A 17488-nucleotide genomic window follows, 5' to 3' on the forward strand; every position below is an offset into this window, starting at 1 on the left:
CCAAAGTCCTTTTGAGTTTTCCAATTTGTTTCATGTATGTTTTAGGTGGAAGGATGTGTTTTATTTTACATTTTTACGGCGAATAAATAGTAACATACCGATTAGGAATGTTGAAAGTCCCATTAAAATAGATGCAGGATAATGTGTTGCCGTATTAGGCAACTTATCGCCTTGTTTTTTCTCATTATCTTTTGCATTGCCACCTTGAGAACCGTTCCCCCCCTGAGAGCTGCTATCGCCTTTAACGCGGTTGCCGCCTTGAGAGCCGTTGCCACCTTGAGAACTGTTATCGCCTTTAACACGGTTCCCACCTTGAGAGCCGTTGCCATCAGAACCACTGCCACCGGAGCCATTGCCACCAGAACCACTGCCACCGGAGCCATTACCACCCGAACCATTGCCACCGGAGCCATTACCACCCGAACCATTGCCACCAGAACCGTTATCACCGGAACCGTTGCCGCCCGAACCACTGCCACCCGAACCGTTATCACCAGAACCGTTGCCGCCCGAACCACTGCCACCCGAACCATTGCCACCCGAACCGTTACCACCAGAACCGTTACCACCAGAACCATTACCACCAGAACCACTGCCACTGGAGCCATTGCCACCAGAACCGTTACCACCAGAACCATTACCACCAGAACCACTGCCACTGGAGCCATTGCCACCAGAACCACTGCCATCAGATCCGTTACCGCCAGAACCGTTACCACCAGAACCGTTGCCGCCCGAACCACTGCCACCAGAACCACTGCCACCCGAACCGTTACCGCTAGAACCGTTGCCGCCAGAACCATTGCCACCAGAGCCGTTGCCGCCCGAACCGTTGCCGCCAGAATCGTTATCACCGGAACCATTGCCACCCGAACCGTTGCCACCGGAGCCATTGCCACCAGGGCCGTTATCACCGGAACCACTGCCACCAGAACCACTGCCACCGGAGCCGTTGCCACCCGAACCGTTACCACCGGAACCGTTGCCGCCCGAACCGTTACTACCCGAACCACTGCCACCGGAGCCATTACCACCAGAACCGCTACCGCCCGAACCACTATCGTCCTGAGAACCATTGTTTCCTGGTGGTTTATTATTATCTTTTGAGTTGCCTTCTGCTAAATGATCGTTATTTTGTACAATTGCGTTTGTTGCTGGAGAGAAGTTTTCCGTTGCTGCATTACCGATATTTAAACCGCTAAAAAAAGATAAAGAGAGTGTTGATGCTAAAATGAAGATTTTCGTCATTGTTTTCCTCCTAAGAAATTAATATTCCATCTAAAATACATCCCTTTGTAATATTTCTTAGGAAAAAGAGTTTTATGCAAAAAAAACTATATATAGAAAAAGGTGGTGTATTTCTGAAGAGAGAAAAGAGTTAGTGTAAATTCTTTATAATAGTAGAGTGGTGAGAATGTTACACGCATTACAATAGAGGAAGTGACAGCAGATGAAAGAATATATTGCATTTGATATTGGTGGTACACAAATCAAATATGGAATTGTTTCAGAAACAGGAACAGTACGAAAGCATAAAACAGTTTCAACAGAAATTCATTTGGGTGGGGAACAAATCATTCAAAAACTTATTCTTCTATCCAAACAATTAATGAATGAACATACGATTTCAGGAATTGGCATTAGTACTGCGGGAATTGTTAATATTCATAAAGGAGTTGTAACGGGAGGGGTGGAGCATATTCCGAACTACGCGACTATTCCTATTATCGATAGATTGCAAGAGGTATTACAAGTTCCTGTGTCCGTTGAAAATGATGTGAATTGTGCAGCTTTGGGTGAGAAGTGGAAAGGTATTGGAAACGGAAAAAGAAATTTTATTATGCTTACTCTTGGAACTGGTATTGGAGGAGCGATTTTTATAGATGGAGAGTTATACAGGGGACATTCTTTTAGTGCTGGTGAATGGGGAAATATGTTAATAGAAGGAAAGCAGTTTGAAGAGGTCGCTTCCATTTCAGGGTTAATTCGTCTTGTGCGAAAATATAAAGGTGAAAGTGATTGGAATGGAAAAACGATTTTCGAACTGTATGATAAAGGAGATAGAGAAGTTACGCAAGCGGTTGAGGTTTTCTTTAAACATTTAGCGATTGGAATTAGTAATCTTGCTTATATTTTTAATCCAGAAATGATTGTTATAGGTGGAGGAATTACTGGTAGAGGAAATCAGTTCTTAAAAGAAGTAAAAGAAGAGATAGAAAAATATTTAAACAAAGAGATTTATAGTAATTGTGAGATTGAACTTGCACAAAACGGTAATTGCGCAGGAATGATTGGTGCTATTTACCACTTCTTACATCATCATAAGTAAATTATATGAATGTTTTCATATAACTGAGAATTTATCCTTTTTATCACTAGGTAAATAATGCTACAATATAAGGGAAGAATACAATATTTTCCGCCTTGGAAAATGCTTTGTAGAAAGGAAGAAACTGCATGCCTATTATTTTAGAAAAAGGTCAAAAGATCGATTTAACGAAAGGACAACCGAAAGTAGCGAAACTACAGGTTGGCTTAGGCTGGGATCCAATTGGGCAATCAGGTGGGTTTCTGTCTTCATTATTTGGAAGTAAACCAAATGTAGATTGTGATGCATCTGTTGTTATGTTAGAAGGGGATCGCTTTTTAAACAAAAACGATTTAGTTTACTTCGGAAACAAGCTTTCTACTTGTGGTAGTATTATTCATTCAGGAGATAATTTAACAGGTGAAGGCGCTGGTGATGACGAAACAATTTTCGTAGAATTACATAAAGTTCCGAGCCGTATTAATCGATTAGTATTCGTTGTAAATATTTATGACTGTGTAAATCGTCGTCAAGATTTCGGGATGATTCGTAATGCATATATTCGAATTCAAAACCCGCAAACTGGTGAAGAATTAGCACGCTATAATTTATCGGATAATTATGCTGGCAAAACGACTCTAATTGCAGGTGAAATGTATCGTCACGGAAGTGAATGGAAGTTTTCAGCTGTTGGAGAAGGCACACAAGATAAAAACTTAAGTGAGATTGTATCACGTTATCAATAAAATAAACCGAGGAGGAATTGAATATGGCATCAATTTCATTGAAAAAAGGACAAAAGGTAGACTTAACAAAAACGAATCCAGGTCTTTCAAAAGTTCTTGTAGGACTTGGTTGGGATACGAATCGTTATGACGGACAAAACGATTTCGATTTAGATGTTAGTATTTTCTTAGTAGGTGCTAACGGTAAAGTTTCAGGTGCAGAGGATTTTGTCTTCTATAATAACCCAAAAGGTGCGAATGGTGCTGTTGAGCATTTAGGAGATAACCGAACTGGTGAAGGTGAAGGCGATGATGAATCAATTAAAATAGATTTAAAAAATGTACCTGCACATATTGAACGTATTTGCTTCACAATTACAATTTACGATGGAGAAGGACGTAGCCAAAACTTCGGACAAGTTTCTAACTCTTTCGTACGTATTTTAGATGAAGAAAAGAATGCAGAGCTAATTCGTTACGATTTAGGAGAAGATTTCTCTATTGAAACAGCTGTTGTAGTAGGGGAATTATACCGTCATGCAGGTGACTGGAAGTTTAATGCAATCGGAAGTGGATTCCAAGGTGGATTAGCGTCTCTATGTAACAATTTCGGTTTAGATGTAGAGTAATAGCTTCGTATATCCATCGGTGAAACAGATGTTTACTGATGGATATATTTCTTAAGATTAAAATATAGAGGTGAATATAAATGGTTATTCAATTACAAAAAGGACAGAAGATTGATTTAGGTAAGACAAGTCCTGGTTTAACGAAAGCAGTAATTGGTCTTGGGTGGGATATTAAATCTTATGACGGTGGATCAGATTTCGATTTAGATGCATCAGCATTCCTATTAGATGCGAACGGAAAATGTACGAAGGAAACTGATTTTATCTTCTATAATAATTTACAGTCTCCTTGTGGATCTGTTATGCATACAGGGGATAACCGTACAGGTGAAGGCGAAGGTGATGATGAGCAACTTGTTGTGGACTTAAAGAAAGTTCCAGCAGATGTGCACAAAATTGCTATTACAGTTACGATTTATGATGCAGAAGGCCGTAGTCAAAACTTTGGTCAAGTAGGAAATGCGTTCGTTCGTTTAGCGAATGAAGAAACGAATGAAGAAGTTCTTCGCTTTGATTTAGGGGAAGATTTCTCCATCGAAACAGCAGTTGTCTTTTGTGAATTATACCGTCATAATGGACAGTGGAAGTTTAATGCAGTAGGAAGCGGTTTCCAAGGTGGCCTAGGTGCGCTTGTAAGAGCGTATGGCTTGGATGCATAGAAAGGAAACGATATTCGTTTCCTTTTTTTGACCTTTCTATAAATCTAGCAAAGAATAGGGGATAAAGGTAAGATGAGTATTTTGCAAGGAATCCTTGATACGTATGCTCAGTTTTTCGACTTGGACATGTGGATTAAAGTGTTGCAAGATCCAGTATCTTGGGGATTAATAGGTACACTTGTTGTACTTGAAGGTTTGTTATCTGCTGATAATGCACTTGTATTAGCAGTAATGGTAAAACACCTTCCGGAAGAAAAACGTAAAAAGGCATTATTCTATGGACTTATTGGAGCTTATGTATTCCGATTTATTGCGATTGGAATTGGAATGTTCTTAATTAAATTAGCGTGGGTAAAAGTGTTAGGTGCACTTTACTTAGCTTGGCTTTCAGTTAAATACTTCATTGATAAAAGAAAAGGTAATGCAGAAGAAGAGGAAGCTCATGGTATGAACCAAAACAGTATTCTCTTCAGAATGTTTGGTGTCTTCTGGGGAACAGTTGCGATGGTTGAATTAATGGATATCGCGTTCTCTGTAGATAGCGTACTTGCTGCATTTGGTGTATCAAATGAAGTTTGGATTCTATTATTAGGTGGAATGCTTGGTATTTTAATGATGCGTGGTATCGCTGGTGTATTCTTAAAATTGTTAGAGCGTATTCCAGAGCTTGAAACGACAGCATATATTTTAATCTTAATTATTGCAGCAAAAATGTTACTGTCTGTTATTCATATTGAAATAAGTCATGCAGTGTTCTTTATCATTTTAGTTGTAGCATTTGGAGCAACATTTATACTTCACTACATGAAGAATTCTGGACAAGCTAAAGAAGAAGTTGCAGCTACTAAAGAAGACAATAAATAATTGAAATGGGTTTGCTCGTTTTACGAGCGCCCATTTTTTATAACCAAAAATAGTTTATAATAGAAGAAAGACTTAGAAAAAACGTAAATGTTTTTGGAGGTGAACTGTTGTGTTTTCACGTTTTACACTTCAACCATATGGATTAAAAGATGAATCAGATTTAAAGCAATTTGAAACACTTTTAGAAAAACGCCCACAATATGAACTGACAGAGAATGAGATGAAATTTAGTTATATAGCATGTCGAATCCTTGGCGTTCCTAATGATGTAGATGAATATTTTAATGAGCTATTTGATTATAGTGAAGCAAAAGGAATCGAAGTTTTACACGAACAAAATTTAAACAAAGTGATTGATTCGGAAAAGCTTCGTCATATTCAAGAAGTGTTCGGATTACATCAAGAAGCACCAAACGGTCTGACAGTAAATAGGCTAGTGGCACACTTATCTGGGAAACAACTTTTACCGAAAGTAGACAATCCTGACTTACAGCATTATATACATACGACGTTTATTTCTGTATTGAAATTGTATGAGAAACAACATAACCAATCGTTAAAAACAGAGGGATTCCGTCGTTTCTTAATTGATATAATTAAATTAAGTGAAAATTACGTAGCGAAGTGGTTTTCCACGGTTAATTATAAGAAACAAATGCCGCGTATCGTTTGGTACGGTGATGCGACGGAAAGCCGTATATATTTCTTATACTTCCTTATTATGCTCGGCTGTGATGTACTTTATTATCATCCAGAAGGAAAAGATGGATTTGAGAATGTTGATGAGGAAGGAAGAAGTTTTGTTGTGTCTCATTCAGGTCGCATTTCTCTTGAGCCATTTCCAGATCGTCGCCGCGAACGTGTTGCAACAGTAGCGTATCAAGCTTCAAAAGAAATTGAGCAAGTACTTCACCACGATAATTCACTGCTGTACAAGCCGTGGCAATTCCGTTCATATACGCCTGTAGCTCGTACGCTCAAAACAACGTATGATGAACTCTTTTTAATTACGAAAGAAAAGGCGTTTGTACGCCCGACATTCTTTGTTGAGAATAAACACATTTATATCCCTTCTTTATTTGCGAAAATATCAGGTGTTTCAAAAAATGATAAAGAGTATTTTCAGCGATTAAAGGCTGTTACATCATTTGATAACAGTTTATTAATTAATACATTCCCGTTTACGAAGGAACAAAAAGCAAATTTCCAATATCATTACCGAGATGCTTTAGACCGCGGGGGGAAATTACATCCAGATTTAATTATGAACAGTCATTGGTGGCCACATAAACGATTGCCAGAAGGATTACAACATGGTATTGCAGAGGCGATCATTCATGCGTGCGAAAGTGAAATGTGTAAACCAATTGCAAAAGAGACGAAACAAGATGTAGCGCTATATGTTTTCGCACAACTTTCTCAAATACCACCAAATATTTTAGAACAGCTTGAGAAATTTGATTATTCACAAGATGTACCGAAAATTGTTATATTTAATAATGAGAAGAGCGGAGAATTAACTCGTTCTGATGCTGTTTTATTGCTATTTTTAAATCAAATAGGAGTAGATGTATTCCACTTCAATCCAACGGGACGAAATGATATTGAACCGTATATTGATGCAGCAGCATTTGATTCACATTGGCTTGAAGAAGTTAATTTCGATCTTGAGTTTCATGGTTCATCAGCCTATAAAAATTTATCACAAACAATAAAAGGACTATTTCGTCCATTTTTATAAGGAAAGGGAGAATACCATATGAATAACCCAGTCGTACTAGATTCGAAAACAGAATTAAATGAGCAAACAGCACAAGATGTTCGCTTGCAACTTAGACAAGATGCAGATGTGCAACGTATTTATAATGCGGTAGATATTAAGGATCAGTTAGAATTAATCGAACTTGGAAAAGAACCTTCTATGGAAATTTCACGTTTTGCTGATCAAATCTTACATACAATGTCTTTATCAAAAATAGAAGACTCTGGAGAATTATTAAAACAGCTTGGTAAAATTATGGACAGATTCGATAGCAAAGACTTTGCGGAAGAGAAAAGTGGTTTCTTCTCACGTATGTTCAAAAAAGCGGATAAAATGATTGAACAAATTTTTAGCAAGTATCAAACGATGGGCCGCGAAATTGATAAAGTGTATGTGGAAATTACGAAGTATCAAGATGAAATGAAAAAATCAATTGGTACGTTAGACGGTTTATATGAGCAAAACTTAAAATATTATTTAGACTTAGAAAAATACGTAGTAGCAGGAGAAATGTTATTAGATCGTTTAAATACAGAGTTAGTTCCGATGTATGAAGAGCGTGTACGTAACAATGACCAATTAGCAGGTATTGAATTAGAATCACTGAAAAACTCTGTTGAAATTTTAGAGCAGCGTATTGATGATTTAGAAAAAGCACGTATGGTTGCGTTACTTACAGCACCACAAATTCGTATGATTCAGCGTGGTAACAATAAATTAATCGGTAAAATCAATACAGCATTTATTACAACGATTCCTATCTTTAAAAATGGTATCATTCAGGCGGTAAATGCGAAGCGTCAAAAGCTTGTTGCAGATTCTATGGCTGAACTGGATCGCCGTACAAATGAATTACTTAAGAAAAATGCACAAAATATCGCAACGCAAAGTGTGGAAGTAGCGAGATTATCGGGTTCTTCTAGTATTAAGATGGAAACACTTGAGGAAACTTGGAACATTATTTCAAGAGGTATGCAAGAAACACAACAAATTGAAGAACAAAATAAACGTGAGCGTGAAGAAAGCCGCAAACGTATGGCCACATTAACTGAGAACATTAAAAAAGAATTACAAGGATAAATTGAAACTTTAATCAGCGGGGACATCTCCCAAAAATAGTGAAATAAATGAAAAGGCAATGAGGAGCAGTCCTCATTGCCTTTTAGTTTCTCTTCACTAATTTAATAATCTCATTCACAACAAGCGGGATGATACTTAATAAGAGAACAAATCCCCAATCTCGCATCGTTAATGCATGCACACCGAATATATTTGCAAGAGGTGGGATGGAGATGATACACACTTGCATAAGAATACCGATAAGAAGGGAGAAGACTAAATATTTATTTGTAAAAATCCCAATTGAAAAAATGGATTTCGTTCTCGAACGCAAGTTAAATGAATGAACGAGCTGAGAAAAACTCAGAACGACAAATGCCATCGTTTGAGCGTGTAATAGAGCATCCTCATCAATTCGCTCTGGGAAAAGAGGGAATAAATTTGTATCTCCGGTATAGAATTTTGCTCCGGCGATAAAGGCTATTAGCGTTAAAAGTCCAATGACAACCCCATTGAAAATAAGAAAAGGAACGCTACCACTAAATAAACTTTCTTTCGCATGTCGTGGTTTTTCCTTCATCACATCTGGATCTTCAGAATCAACCCCAAGTGATAATGCAGGCAGTGTATCTGTAATTAAATTCACCCACAAAATGTGAATAGGTCGTAGTGGTGTTGCCCAGCCGAGTAAAATGGCTAAAAATAAAGTAATAATTTCTCCGAAGTTACAAGAGAGTAGGAAGAGAATTGATTTTTTTATGTTCCGATAAATATTTCTACCTTCCTCAACAGCCTTCACGATAGATGAGAAGTTATCATCCGTTAAAACGACATCCGCTGCTCCTTTTGCAACGTCTGTTCCTGTAATGCCCATCGCTACACCAACATCTGCTTGTTTTAAAGATGGTGCATCATTGACGCCATCACCAGTCATAGAAACGATATTGCCTTTTGTACGTAATGCTTTTACGATCTTTACCTTATGTTCTGGAGAGACCCTAGCGAATACATGTAAGTGATCAATTTTGCTTGCTAGTTCTGTATCTGAAATGTTATCTAATTCAGTTCCAATCATAATTTCAGATATGTCTTCAGCAATGCCAAGTTCTTTGGCAATGGCGAAGGCGGTATCTTTATGGTCACCAGTAATCATAACTGTGCGAATACCGGCCTTTTTACATTCTGTAATTGAATCTTTTACTTCAGTTCGCGGTGGATCAATCATACCGACAAGACCAATAAAGATGAGGTTTTCTTCGAGATGATCTATCTCCACATCGCTTGAATTGTATTGTTTAAATGCGAATGAAAGTACTCTTAAAGCCCCTTGAGACATTGACCCGGCAACTTCTAATATTTGAGTTTTATCAGCCTCTGTTAGACCCTCGATTTTACCGTTTTTAAATATGTGGGTACATCGAGGTAAGAGTTTATCAATAGCACCTTTCGTCATGCTATAGTAGCTTTTATCGTATGTATGCACGGTTGACATCATTTTACGATCGGAATCGAAAGGCATCTCGTTAACACGCTCATGTATCTTTTCTAAATGATCTTTTTGCATGTTAAAAGTGCTTCCCGCAACGAGAAGAGCGATTTCTGTAGGGTCCCCTGTTTGTGAGTCAGAACCGTAAGACGCATCGTTACATAGCACCATATTTTCTAACAATAGGCGTTGCGCATCGTTATTTACATTTAAATTTTCTAAGTAATCGTATGTGTTATCGCTATAAAAGTGAGTAACGGTCATTTTATTTTGTGTTAACGTACCTGTTTTATCTGAACAAATAATTGTGACAGAACCAAGAGCTTCAACAGCTGGTAGTTTCCGAATAATAACATTTTGTTTAATCATGCGCTGTACACCAATTGCAAGAACGATGGAAACGATAGCTGGCAACCCTTCTGGAATAGCTGCAACTGCTAAACTAATAGAAGTCATAAACATTTCTAACGTATCCCGGCCTTGTAAAAATCCGATGAGAAACATAACGATACAAATAGCTACAGCGACAAAGCCTAAATACTTTCCGACTTGTGCCAAGCTTTTTTGAAGTGGTGTCATATCATCGTCTGCTTCATGTAAAAGGGTAGCAATCTTACCAATTTGTGAGTTCATTCCAGTTTCAACAGCAACACCGACGCCTCGGCCATATGTTACAAGAGTAGACATAAAGGCCATGTTTTTTTGATCGCCTAATGGTACTTGCTCATCACTTTGCATAGAAGGGTGGTAGATTGCATCTTTATCAACAGGGACGGATTCACCAGTTAGAGCAGATTCTTCAACTTTTAAATTTGCGGTTTCGATAAGTCGCAAATCGCATGGGATATATCGTCCGGCGTCGAGCATAACGATATCACCTGGAACGACGTGCTCAGATGGAATTTCTTGTAGTTCACCATCTCGTTTAACGATAGCTTTAGGTGTCGCCATCTTTTTCAATGCCTCTAAAGCTTGTTCTGCTTTCGATTCTTGGACGACACCGATAACAGCATTTAAAACTACAACGAGCGCAATAATACTTGCATCAGCCCATTCACCTACAAAGGCAGAAATAAGAGCAGCAATAATAAGGACATATACGAGGACATCATTAATTTGGGCGAAAATTCGCTGCCATAACGTGCGTTTTTGTTTTGTAGCTAATTCATTAGAGCCGTATTGCTTTAAACGCTCATTTACGATTTCATCTGTTAAACCGTGTTGTTCGTTTGTTTCTAGGTCGATTAATGTTTGATCTTTCGTCTTACTGTACCAATTGCTCATAAGTAAGCACCTCCAGTAAAAACAGTTAGCAATGGTAGTGTTGCTATTATTTGTGAGTAGTATGTATGGAGAAAAAATCTAAGGTGAGGTTCTACTTCCATTGTACAATATTTTACAGTTGGTTGAGTGAAAGAGAAGAGTTGTCATGAATTTGTTGGAAATAAAAAAAGAGCCTCATAAGCGAGGCTTTTTTTACTTTTTAATTAATGTACCTAATTCTTCTGTAATAGCTTGCATTTCACTAATGCTGAATGTTTCACGTTTCATAACATGATCATAAATGTCACGTAAGTCTTCGTACATTTCTTCATTAAAGCTAGCAGCTCTCATCGCGCCAGCATTAACCATACGTAATTTTTCTTTAATAGCTTCGACCATATATTCAACGTTTTCTTCTGACTTTACGGATAAATCCACCGAAGTGTCCCCCTTTAAAATAACATAAGGATATCTTAACATTTTTTATCATTTTCGTTAATGAATCTTTTCAATCCTATTAAATTAGTAGGGATTTCCTTTATATTTAATAATTGGTTGTTTATACTATAAGTATATATTAAGAAATGCACCAAGAAGGGAAGAAACAAAAATATGGTTCAAATATTGTTTGTTTGTCTTGGGAACATTTGCCGTTCTCCGATGGCAGAAGCGATTTTTCGAGATCTTGTCGTAAAAGAGGGACTCGAAGAGAAAATTGTCATTGATTCTGCAGGAACTGGAGATTGGCATGTTGGCCATCCGCCACATAAAGGAACACAAAAAATTTTAAAAGAAAATGCAGTCACTTTTGAAGGAATTAAAGCAAGGCAAGTAGAAAAAGAAGACTTAACAAAGTTTGATTATATTATTGCCATGGACAACAAGAATATAGCAGATTTAAAAAGTTTAGGTAAAACTGGAGGCTATATTGGTAGACTGTCCGATTTTGTTCCAGACGGTGGCTGGACAGACGTTCCCGACCCTTACTATACAGGGAATTTCCAAGAAGTATATGACCTTGTAACAGAAGGGTGTGCAAAGCTATTAGCTTTCATTCGAAATGAACAAGGAATATGAGGAAGCTTAGAAAGAAATACTTTCTAACATAAGAAATGAAAGGGTGAAGGAATATGGCAAAGAAAAATAATATTGCTCGAAACATTGCGATTGGTGTAGCTGCAGGTGTAGCTGTATCTATGTTGAAGAAGGAAAATCGTGAAAAAGTAAAAAATACTGCGGAAAAAGCAAAAACAAAGATGATTGAAATCGGTGAAAATGCAAAAATCAAAGAAAAAGTGCAAACTGTTACAGATAAAGGGCGCGAACTCGCTGACTTCAATGTAGTAAAAGCGAAAGTAGCAGAAATTAAAAAATTGACGCCGTCTGTTGTAGAGACGTTAAAAGAAACGAAAGAAATTTTTAGTAAGAAAAAGGTTGAGCCAGCAGAGAAGCCAGAAACAATTGAAATTCAAGCTGTATCTACAAAGGTAGATGAGCTGAAAGCAGAGGAAGAGCCGATAGTTGCTGAAGATGGCGGTATGAAGGAAGCGCGTGAATTATTTATGACAGACTCAAATGTAGAGGGAAAAAAAACTGAAGCGTACATTGAGTTAAAGCAAGATAAAGAAGAGAAGAAAAGCGTTTAAACATATATGAGAAAAATTTTAGAAAAGGTGAGAAGAAATCGTACTTATTCGTTTGGTAAAGATTTGTATGACCGGACGATGCGCGATGATGTAGCGGGCTTGGCAGCACAGCTCGCTTATTTCTTCTTGCTTGCAATTTTTCCTGGGCTTGTTTTCTTAATTACGCTTCTTGGATTCATTGACCTTCAAACAGAAAGTGTGCTCAATTTATTAGAACCGTACGTGCCGGAAGATGCAATGTCTTTAATTGAAGTAAATGTTGATAAGGTTGTAAATGAGCAAAATGGTGGTTTATTATCATTTGGTTTATTATCAATGCTATGGTTTGCTTCAAACGGGGTAAATGCGGTTATGAATGCTTTTAACCGTGCGTATGATGTAACAGAAACACGTTCTTTTATTAAAACGAGAGCTTTATCAATTGTGTTTACGTTAGCAATCATTTTTATGATTGTGTTTGCGCTAATTGTTCCAGTGTTTGGACAAGTAATTGGGGCAGCGGTATTTAAAGCAATTGGTTTATCAGATAGTTTTTCTTACGTGTGGAGTATTACGCGGTTAGTAGCGAGTTTCTTTGTTTTATTCGCATTGTTTAGTTTTTTATATACATTTGCACCAGATCGAAAGTTAAAAAGAAGAGAAGTCATTTCAGGAGCAACATTTGCTACTGTAGGATGGATTGTGGTATCGTACTCATTTGCTTATTATGTAGATAAGTTTGCGAATTACGCCAATACATATGGTGGTCTCGGTGGTATTATTATTCTAATGTTATGGTTTTACTTAACTGGATGGGTAATTTTACTTGGCGGTGAAATTAATGGTTTACTCCATCATTATAGAACGGGTGACAATAATTCCCGTAATGAAAAGTGAGCTCTTGTTCCATAATAAAAGGGAACAGGGGGGATATTTCATGAGTAATAATAAAAAGAATCACAACAATAAAAATAACAATAAGCAAAAGAGCAGTTCGCATCCAAAGCATAAAACGAGTAGTAGTGCGAACGGGCATAATAGCTATCATTAAAAAAAAACGGGTCCTCTATGAGGGACCCGTTTTTATTTGTTTCCTTTTAATAATCGTAAGCCATTCAAAATGACAAGAATTGTACTTCCTTCATGTCCAATAACACCAAACGGAAGAGCTAAAAATTGCAAAAAGTTTGAACAAATCAGCATTGCAATTACAGCTAGCGAAAAGATTACGTTTTGCTTTACAATACGGTTCATTCGTTTTGATAAGCGGATTGCTTGGGAAAGTCGAGATAATTCGTTTTTCATAAGTACAACGTCTGCAGTTTCTAAAGCCACGTCTGTTCCTTCACCCATTGCTACACCAATGCTCGCGGTAGCGAGTGCAGGGGCATCATTAATACCGTCTCCGACCATTGCTACTGTCCCGTATTTTTCTTTTAGCTTCTTAATCGTTTCAACTTTTGTTTCTGGTAAGCATGATGCGTAATATTCCTGTATATTACTTTCAGAGGCAATTGCTTTTGCCGTTTCCTCATTATCTCCAGTAATCATAATGGCCTCGACACCTATGCTTTGTAATTCGCGAATAGCAGCTATTGTTTCTTGGCGAAGTGTATCTTTTAAAGCGATAAGTCCAAGAATGCCTTCTTCATCACGAATATAAACGACAGTTTTACCTTCTTTTTCAAGTGAGGCAGAAATGCCATTATGGAATGTCTTTGTTTCTTCACCAATAAAATCAGCTTTACCTATTTTATAAGCTTTGTTTTCGAATATTCCTTTTAGCCCAAAACCGGTTACATCTTCAACATTTTCTGGTTTTTGTAATGCAATGTTATACGTATGTTGTGCATATTTGACAATAGATTCAGCTAAAGGATGTGTAGAGTGACTTTCAATTGCTGCTGTAATAGAAAGTACTTCTTTTTCTGTCATATTTTCTCGAACATATACATCTGTTACGGTAGGTTTTCCTTGTGTTAATGTTCCTGTTTTATCAAAAGCGATTGCTTTTACTGAAGCGAGGCGTTCTAAATGTATGCCACCTTTAAAGAGAATTCCATTTCTTGCTCCGTTAGAAATTGCAGATAACGTTGCTGGCGTAATGGCAGCAACGAGTGCACAAGGAGATGCGACTACAAGTAAGATCATAGCGCGATAAAAGGTTTCATTCCAACTCCAGTCCAGTAAGAAATGAGGAACGAACATCATAAGCGCAACAACGAGTAGTACACCTTTTACGTATGTTCCTTCAAATTTTTCGATGAATAGTTGTGATGGTGATTTTTCGCTTTGTGCACTTTGGACAAGACGGATAATCTTTTGGAATAATGTTTGATCGCTCGGCTTCGTAATTTTAACTTCGATAGCACCGCGTAAATTTACAGTACCGGCAAATACTTCATCACCGAATTTTTTCTCATTCGGAATAGGTTCCCCTGTAATAGCAGCTTCATCGATATTTGTTTCACCGTTATGAATCGTACCGTCAGCAGGAACACGCTCACCTGGCTTAATTAAAATAATGTCGTTAATTTGTAATCGTCCTACAGGAACACGTTCCTCGGTTCCATTAGAAATACGTAATGCTTCTTCAGGTTGCAAATCAAGAAGCGCTGAAATTTCTTTTTGACTTTTACTTAATGTATAAGATTCCATCGCACCGCTCAGTGCAAAGATAAAGATTAAAATCGCGCCTTCTGCCCAGTAGCCAATGATTGCAGCGCCGATAGCAGCAAAGAGCATGAGCATTTCGACATTTAGCTCTTTCTCTTCAATGGTATCTTCAATACCTTCTTTCGCCTTTGCATATCCACCAACTATATAAGCAAGGATATAGCAAGTAATACCTACATTCATTGCATCGTTCTTTGTGAATAACCAACCAGCTAAAATGAAAATACCAGATGAGATTGCAAAGATAAGTTCATAATGTTTCTTTAATGTATCCCATAAAGAGGGATGAGAAATAGACTTTTGTACTTGTAATGTTTTTACTTCTGAGTTCATTACTGCTCGCTCCTTCCAAATTCTTATTGAGAAAAAGAATCAAAATCGAAAGCCCTATAAAACGACGAAAGCTGCCATCCATAATGGATAGCAGCATTTCTGTTGAATCTGATTTTAATAGTTATTATGTTGTAATTATTCTATAGTATAGCATATGTTTTCGTTAGATGATATGTTTTTGTTTGCGTATAAACTGAAAACTTGTGTTTTCACACTCCCTTTGGTATATATGAATATTGTTCATAAAAAGATCGGAAAGGAAGACAGCAAGTGAAGACAGAGAAATTTTTTACCCATCCGATTGGCGTACTGATTGCTGCAATAGTAGCGACTTTTTTATGGGGGAGCGCATTCCCTTTTATTAAATTAAGTTATGCTGAACTTGGAATTCAGCCACAAGAAGTTGGGGAGCAAATATTATTTGCTGGTTATCGTTTCTTTTTATCTGGAGTCATGCTCTTATTATTCTTTAAAGTGTTAGGAAAAGATATGAGCTTCAAAAAAGGAACGGGGAAGCAGTTAGTACAAATTGGTTTATTTCAAACATTTCTTCAGTATATATGTTTTTATATTGGAATGAGTTATAGTTCTGGCATTGAAGGAGCTATCATTTCAGGAACATCATCATTCTTTCAAATTTTACTTGCTCACTTTTTATATAAAGATGACGCTCTCAATATGAGAAAAATAATTGGGGTCTCTATCGGCTTTTGTGGTGTCATTTTAGTAAATGTACCGAGTGATGGTAGTTTATCATTCCATTTCGGAATTGGTAGCTTATTACTTCTTAGTGCAGCAATGTTGTATTCATATGGAAACATATTGGCGAAAGAAGGTAGCAAAACATTAGATGTTGGCTATATGACAGCATACCAAATGATTTTTGGTTCTATCGGGTTATTATGTATAGGGGCTTTGCAAGTTGGAGTCATGCCATTTACATTTAGTGTACATGCAATACTTATGCTTATCTACTTATCTTTCTTATCAGCAGCAGGCTTTTGTATTTGGAATACAATTATGAAGTACAACAAAGTTGGAAAAGTATCAATGTACATGTTCTTTATACCCGTATTTGGTGTGTTATTATCGAGCATGATCTTAGGAGAAGCAATTCATTCATTTGTACTATTCGGTTTAGCATGTGTAGCCGCGGGAATTATCGTGGTGAATCGTACGCCAGCTAAGCAGAAAATGGAGCAAGAAAAACAAGTAGCATAAATAACAGGAAAACGATTACAATGGAAGAACAGTACTGTTCTTCTTTTTTTATGTAGAAAAAGGATAATAGACTAGGTATAACGAAAAAAGATACAAAAAGCATTTATTGGGGAGAACATATTATGAATCTACTTTACATGGTGTTAATTGGACAAATCATTCTTTTTTTAATGGGTGCAATGTACGCAATAGGACAGACAAAAAAGACAAGAAATAATATGCCGCTACCTTTAGCGGTGCGTCTTATTCTTAGTTTTTCTTTAACAGCAAGTGCAATTTGGATATGGTTACAAGATCCATCGGTGGAGTATAGTACGTGGGTTGCACTAGGTATGACGTTATCAACTGTAGGAGATTTATTTATGGCAGGTTTGATTCCAATTGGTCACAGGTTAATTGGAGGGATGATTACTTTCGCTCTTGCGCATTGTTTTTATGTAAAAGCATTTTTGCAAACAGGCATCTCATGGAATGGTTTTTGGATTGGTTTACTCGTATACGGACTCTTTCTCATTATAGGATGGTTCTTCTTTATCCGAAATGATAAGCAAGATAAATTGTTTACGATAGGAGCTCTAATTTACGGACTGTGGGTTGGGGGAATGGCTTGCTTTGCATTCGCCTTATACTATGAAAATACAGGAATATGGTGGATACCGGCTTTTGGTGGTTTACTATTTGTGATTTCTGATTTTATTATAGGCGTGACAGATATTGGAGGGCGCAAATTAAAGTATGAACCACTTTGGATTTGGTTTACATATGTAGCGGCCCAAATGTGTATTGTATATGTGGGAATATAAAAAGATACTCTCAAAATAGTAGATAGACTATTTTGAGAGTATCTTTTTTACTATTTTACTTCAGCCGATTTTTGA

General features: G+C 37.2%; 16 protein-coding genes. 12 read left to right on the plus strand and 4 right to left on the minus strand.

Going from position 1 to position 17488, the window contains the following annotated elements:
* Positions 1 to 60 precede the first annotated feature (60 nt).
* A complete protein-coding gene (locus tag ACHZK0_RS02310; protein WP_395761114.1) occupies positions 61 to 1248 on the minus strand; it encodes a cell wall anchor protein in 1188 nt (395 codons plus the stop codon).
* A gap of 202 nt (positions 1249 to 1450) precedes the next feature.
* Between ACHZK0_RS02310 and ACHZK0_RS02315 the strand changes: the two genes are divergently transcribed.
* The 7 genes from ACHZK0_RS02315 to ACHZK0_RS02345 all read left to right on the plus strand — a co-directional run bounded on the left by ACHZK0_RS02315 (position 1451) and on the right by ACHZK0_RS02345 (position 8027).
* A complete protein-coding gene (locus tag ACHZK0_RS02315) occupies positions 1451 to 2329 on the plus strand; it encodes an ROK family protein (protein ID WP_390259088.1) in 879 nt (292 codons plus the stop codon).
* A gap of 128 nt (positions 2330 to 2457) precedes the next feature.
* On the plus strand, positions 2458 to 3054 hold the full coding sequence (locus ACHZK0_RS02320; RefSeq protein WP_001121586.1) for a TerD family protein: 597 nt from the start codon (positions 2458 to 2460) through the stop codon (positions 3052 to 3054).
* A gap of 23 nt (positions 3055 to 3077) precedes the next feature.
* Positions 3078 to 3662 (plus strand): TerD family protein, encoded by a 585-nt coding sequence (locus ACHZK0_RS02325; protein WP_061676703.1) that lies wholly within the window; start codon positions 3078 to 3080, stop codon positions 3660 to 3662.
* An 80-nt stretch (positions 3663 to 3742) separates the two neighbouring features.
* Positions 3743 to 4321, plus strand: a complete 579-nt coding sequence (locus ACHZK0_RS02330) for a TerD family protein (RefSeq protein WP_061676704.1) — start codon at positions 3743 to 3745, stop codon at positions 4319 to 4321.
* Positions 4322 to 4393: 72 nt separating this feature from the next.
* Positions 4394 to 5185, plus strand: coding sequence for a TerC family protein (locus tag ACHZK0_RS02335; RefSeq protein WP_262741374.1), 792 nt, complete (start codon positions 4394 to 4396; stop codon positions 5183 to 5185).
* A gap of 109 nt (positions 5186 to 5294) precedes the next feature.
* Positions 5295 to 6926, plus strand: a complete 1632-nt coding sequence (locus tag ACHZK0_RS02340) for a YceG family protein (RefSeq protein ID WP_061676706.1) — start codon at positions 5295 to 5297, stop codon at positions 6924 to 6926.
* 18 nt (positions 6927 to 6944) lie between these two features.
* Positions 6945 to 8027: a toxic anion resistance protein gene (locus ACHZK0_RS02345; protein ID WP_001064411.1), complete on the plus strand. Its 1083-nt coding sequence runs from the start codon at positions 6945 to 6947 to the stop codon at positions 8025 to 8027.
* An 82-nt stretch (positions 8028 to 8109) separates the two neighbouring features.
* Here the strand turns inward: ACHZK0_RS02345 and ACHZK0_RS02350 are convergent, their stop codons facing one another.
* Together ACHZK0_RS02350 and ACHZK0_RS02355 are read right to left on the minus strand one after the other, a co-directional pair.
* Entirely contained in the window at positions 8110 to 10776 is a 2667-nt protein-coding gene (locus ACHZK0_RS02350; RefSeq protein WP_395761115.1) for a cation-translocating P-type ATPase, read from the minus strand.
* 192 nt (positions 10777 to 10968) lie between these two features.
* Positions 10969 to 11193, minus strand: a complete 225-nt coding sequence (locus ACHZK0_RS02355) for a DUF1128 domain-containing protein (protein WP_000366196.1) — start codon at positions 11191 to 11193, stop codon at positions 10969 to 10971.
* A gap of 174 nt (positions 11194 to 11367) precedes the next feature.
* Between ACHZK0_RS02355 and ACHZK0_RS02360 the strand changes: the two genes are divergently transcribed.
* The 3 genes from ACHZK0_RS02360 to ACHZK0_RS02370 are packed head-to-tail and all read left to right on the plus strand — an operon-like array spanning position 11368 to position 13277.
* A complete protein-coding gene (locus ACHZK0_RS02360; RefSeq protein WP_262741371.1) occupies positions 11368 to 11832 on the plus strand; it encodes a low molecular weight protein-tyrosine-phosphatase in 465 nt (154 codons plus the stop codon).
* A gap of 53 nt (positions 11833 to 11885) precedes the next feature.
* Positions 11886 to 12401: a DUF4075 domain-containing protein gene (locus ACHZK0_RS02365; RefSeq protein WP_262741370.1), complete on the plus strand. Its 516-nt coding sequence runs from the start codon at positions 11886 to 11888 to the stop codon at positions 12399 to 12401.
* A 6-nt stretch (positions 12402 to 12407) separates the two neighbouring features.
* Positions 12408 to 13277, plus strand: a complete 870-nt coding sequence (locus ACHZK0_RS02370; RefSeq protein WP_001226530.1) for a YihY/virulence factor BrkB family protein — start codon at positions 12408 to 12410, stop codon at positions 13275 to 13277.
* A 186-nt stretch (positions 13278 to 13463) separates the two neighbouring features.
* Here the strand turns inward: ACHZK0_RS02370 and ACHZK0_RS02375 are convergent, their stop codons facing one another.
* Positions 13464 to 15389, minus strand: a complete 1926-nt coding sequence (locus ACHZK0_RS02375) for a heavy metal translocating P-type ATPase (RefSeq protein WP_395761116.1) — start codon at positions 15387 to 15389, stop codon at positions 13464 to 13466.
* 270 nt (positions 15390 to 15659) lie between these two features.
* Here ACHZK0_RS02375 and ACHZK0_RS02380 point away from each other — a divergent pair, with 270 nt between their 5' ends.
* Both ACHZK0_RS02380 and ACHZK0_RS02385 read left to right on the plus strand, forming a co-directional pair.
* The gene (locus ACHZK0_RS02380) at positions 15660 to 16610 is read left to right on the plus strand and encodes a DMT family transporter (RefSeq protein ID WP_097844096.1); all 951 of its coding nucleotides are present in this window, start codon (positions 15660 to 15662) and stop codon (positions 16608 to 16610) included.
* A 122-nt stretch (positions 16611 to 16732) separates the two neighbouring features.
* Positions 16733 to 17413 (plus strand): lysoplasmalogenase, encoded by a 681-nt coding sequence (locus tag ACHZK0_RS02385; RefSeq protein WP_262741368.1) that lies wholly within the window; start codon positions 16733 to 16735, stop codon positions 17411 to 17413.
* Positions 17414 to 17488: the final 75 nt, after the last annotated feature.

The organism is Bacillus sp. 3G2 (assembly GCF_044324725.1).
GTDB classification, from domain to species: domain Bacteria; phylum Bacillota; class Bacilli; order Bacillales; family Bacillaceae_G; genus Bacillus_A; species Bacillus_A mobilis.

Coding starts and splice junctions, on each gene's coding strand:
- ACHZK0_RS02310 (WP_395761114.1), bottom strand. CDS start 1,248: ATGACGAAAATCTTCATTTTAGCATCAACACTCTCTTTATCTTTTTTT.
- ACHZK0_RS02315 (WP_390259088.1), top strand. CDS start 1,451: ATGAAAGAATATATTGCATTTGATATTGGTGGTACACAAATCAAATAT.
- ACHZK0_RS02320 (WP_001121586.1), top strand. CDS start 2,458: ATGCCTATTATTTTAGAAAAAGGTCAAAAGATCGATTTAACGAAAGGA.
- ACHZK0_RS02325 (WP_061676703.1), top strand. CDS start 3,078: ATGGCATCAATTTCATTGAAAAAAGGACAAAAGGTAGACTTAACAAAA.
- ACHZK0_RS02330 (WP_061676704.1), top strand. CDS start 3,743: ATGGTTATTCAATTACAAAAAGGACAGAAGATTGATTTAGGTAAGACA.
- ACHZK0_RS02335 (WP_262741374.1), top strand. CDS start 4,394: ATGAGTATTTTGCAAGGAATCCTTGATACGTATGCTCAGTTTTTCGAC.
- ACHZK0_RS02345 (WP_001064411.1), top strand. CDS start 6,945: ATGAATAACCCAGTCGTACTAGATTCGAAAACAGAATTAAATGAGCAA.
- ACHZK0_RS02350 (WP_395761115.1), bottom strand. CDS start 10,776: ATGAGCAATTGGTACAGTAAGACGAAAGATCAAACATTAATCGACCTA.
- ACHZK0_RS02360 (WP_262741371.1), top strand. CDS start 11,368: ATGGTTCAAATATTGTTTGTTTGTCTTGGGAACATTTGCCGTTCTCCG.
- ACHZK0_RS02365 (WP_262741370.1), top strand. CDS start 11,886: ATGGCAAAGAAAAATAATATTGCTCGAAACATTGCGATTGGTGTAGCT.
- ACHZK0_RS02370 (WP_001226530.1), top strand. CDS start 12,408: ATGAGAAAAATTTTAGAAAAGGTGAGAAGAAATCGTACTTATTCGTTT.
- ACHZK0_RS02375 (WP_395761116.1), bottom strand. CDS start 15,389: ATGAACTCAGAAGTAAAAACATTACAAGTACAAAAGTCTATTTCTCAT.
- ACHZK0_RS02385 (WP_262741368.1), top strand. CDS start 16,733: ATGAATCTACTTTACATGGTGTTAATTGGACAAATCATTCTTTTTTTA.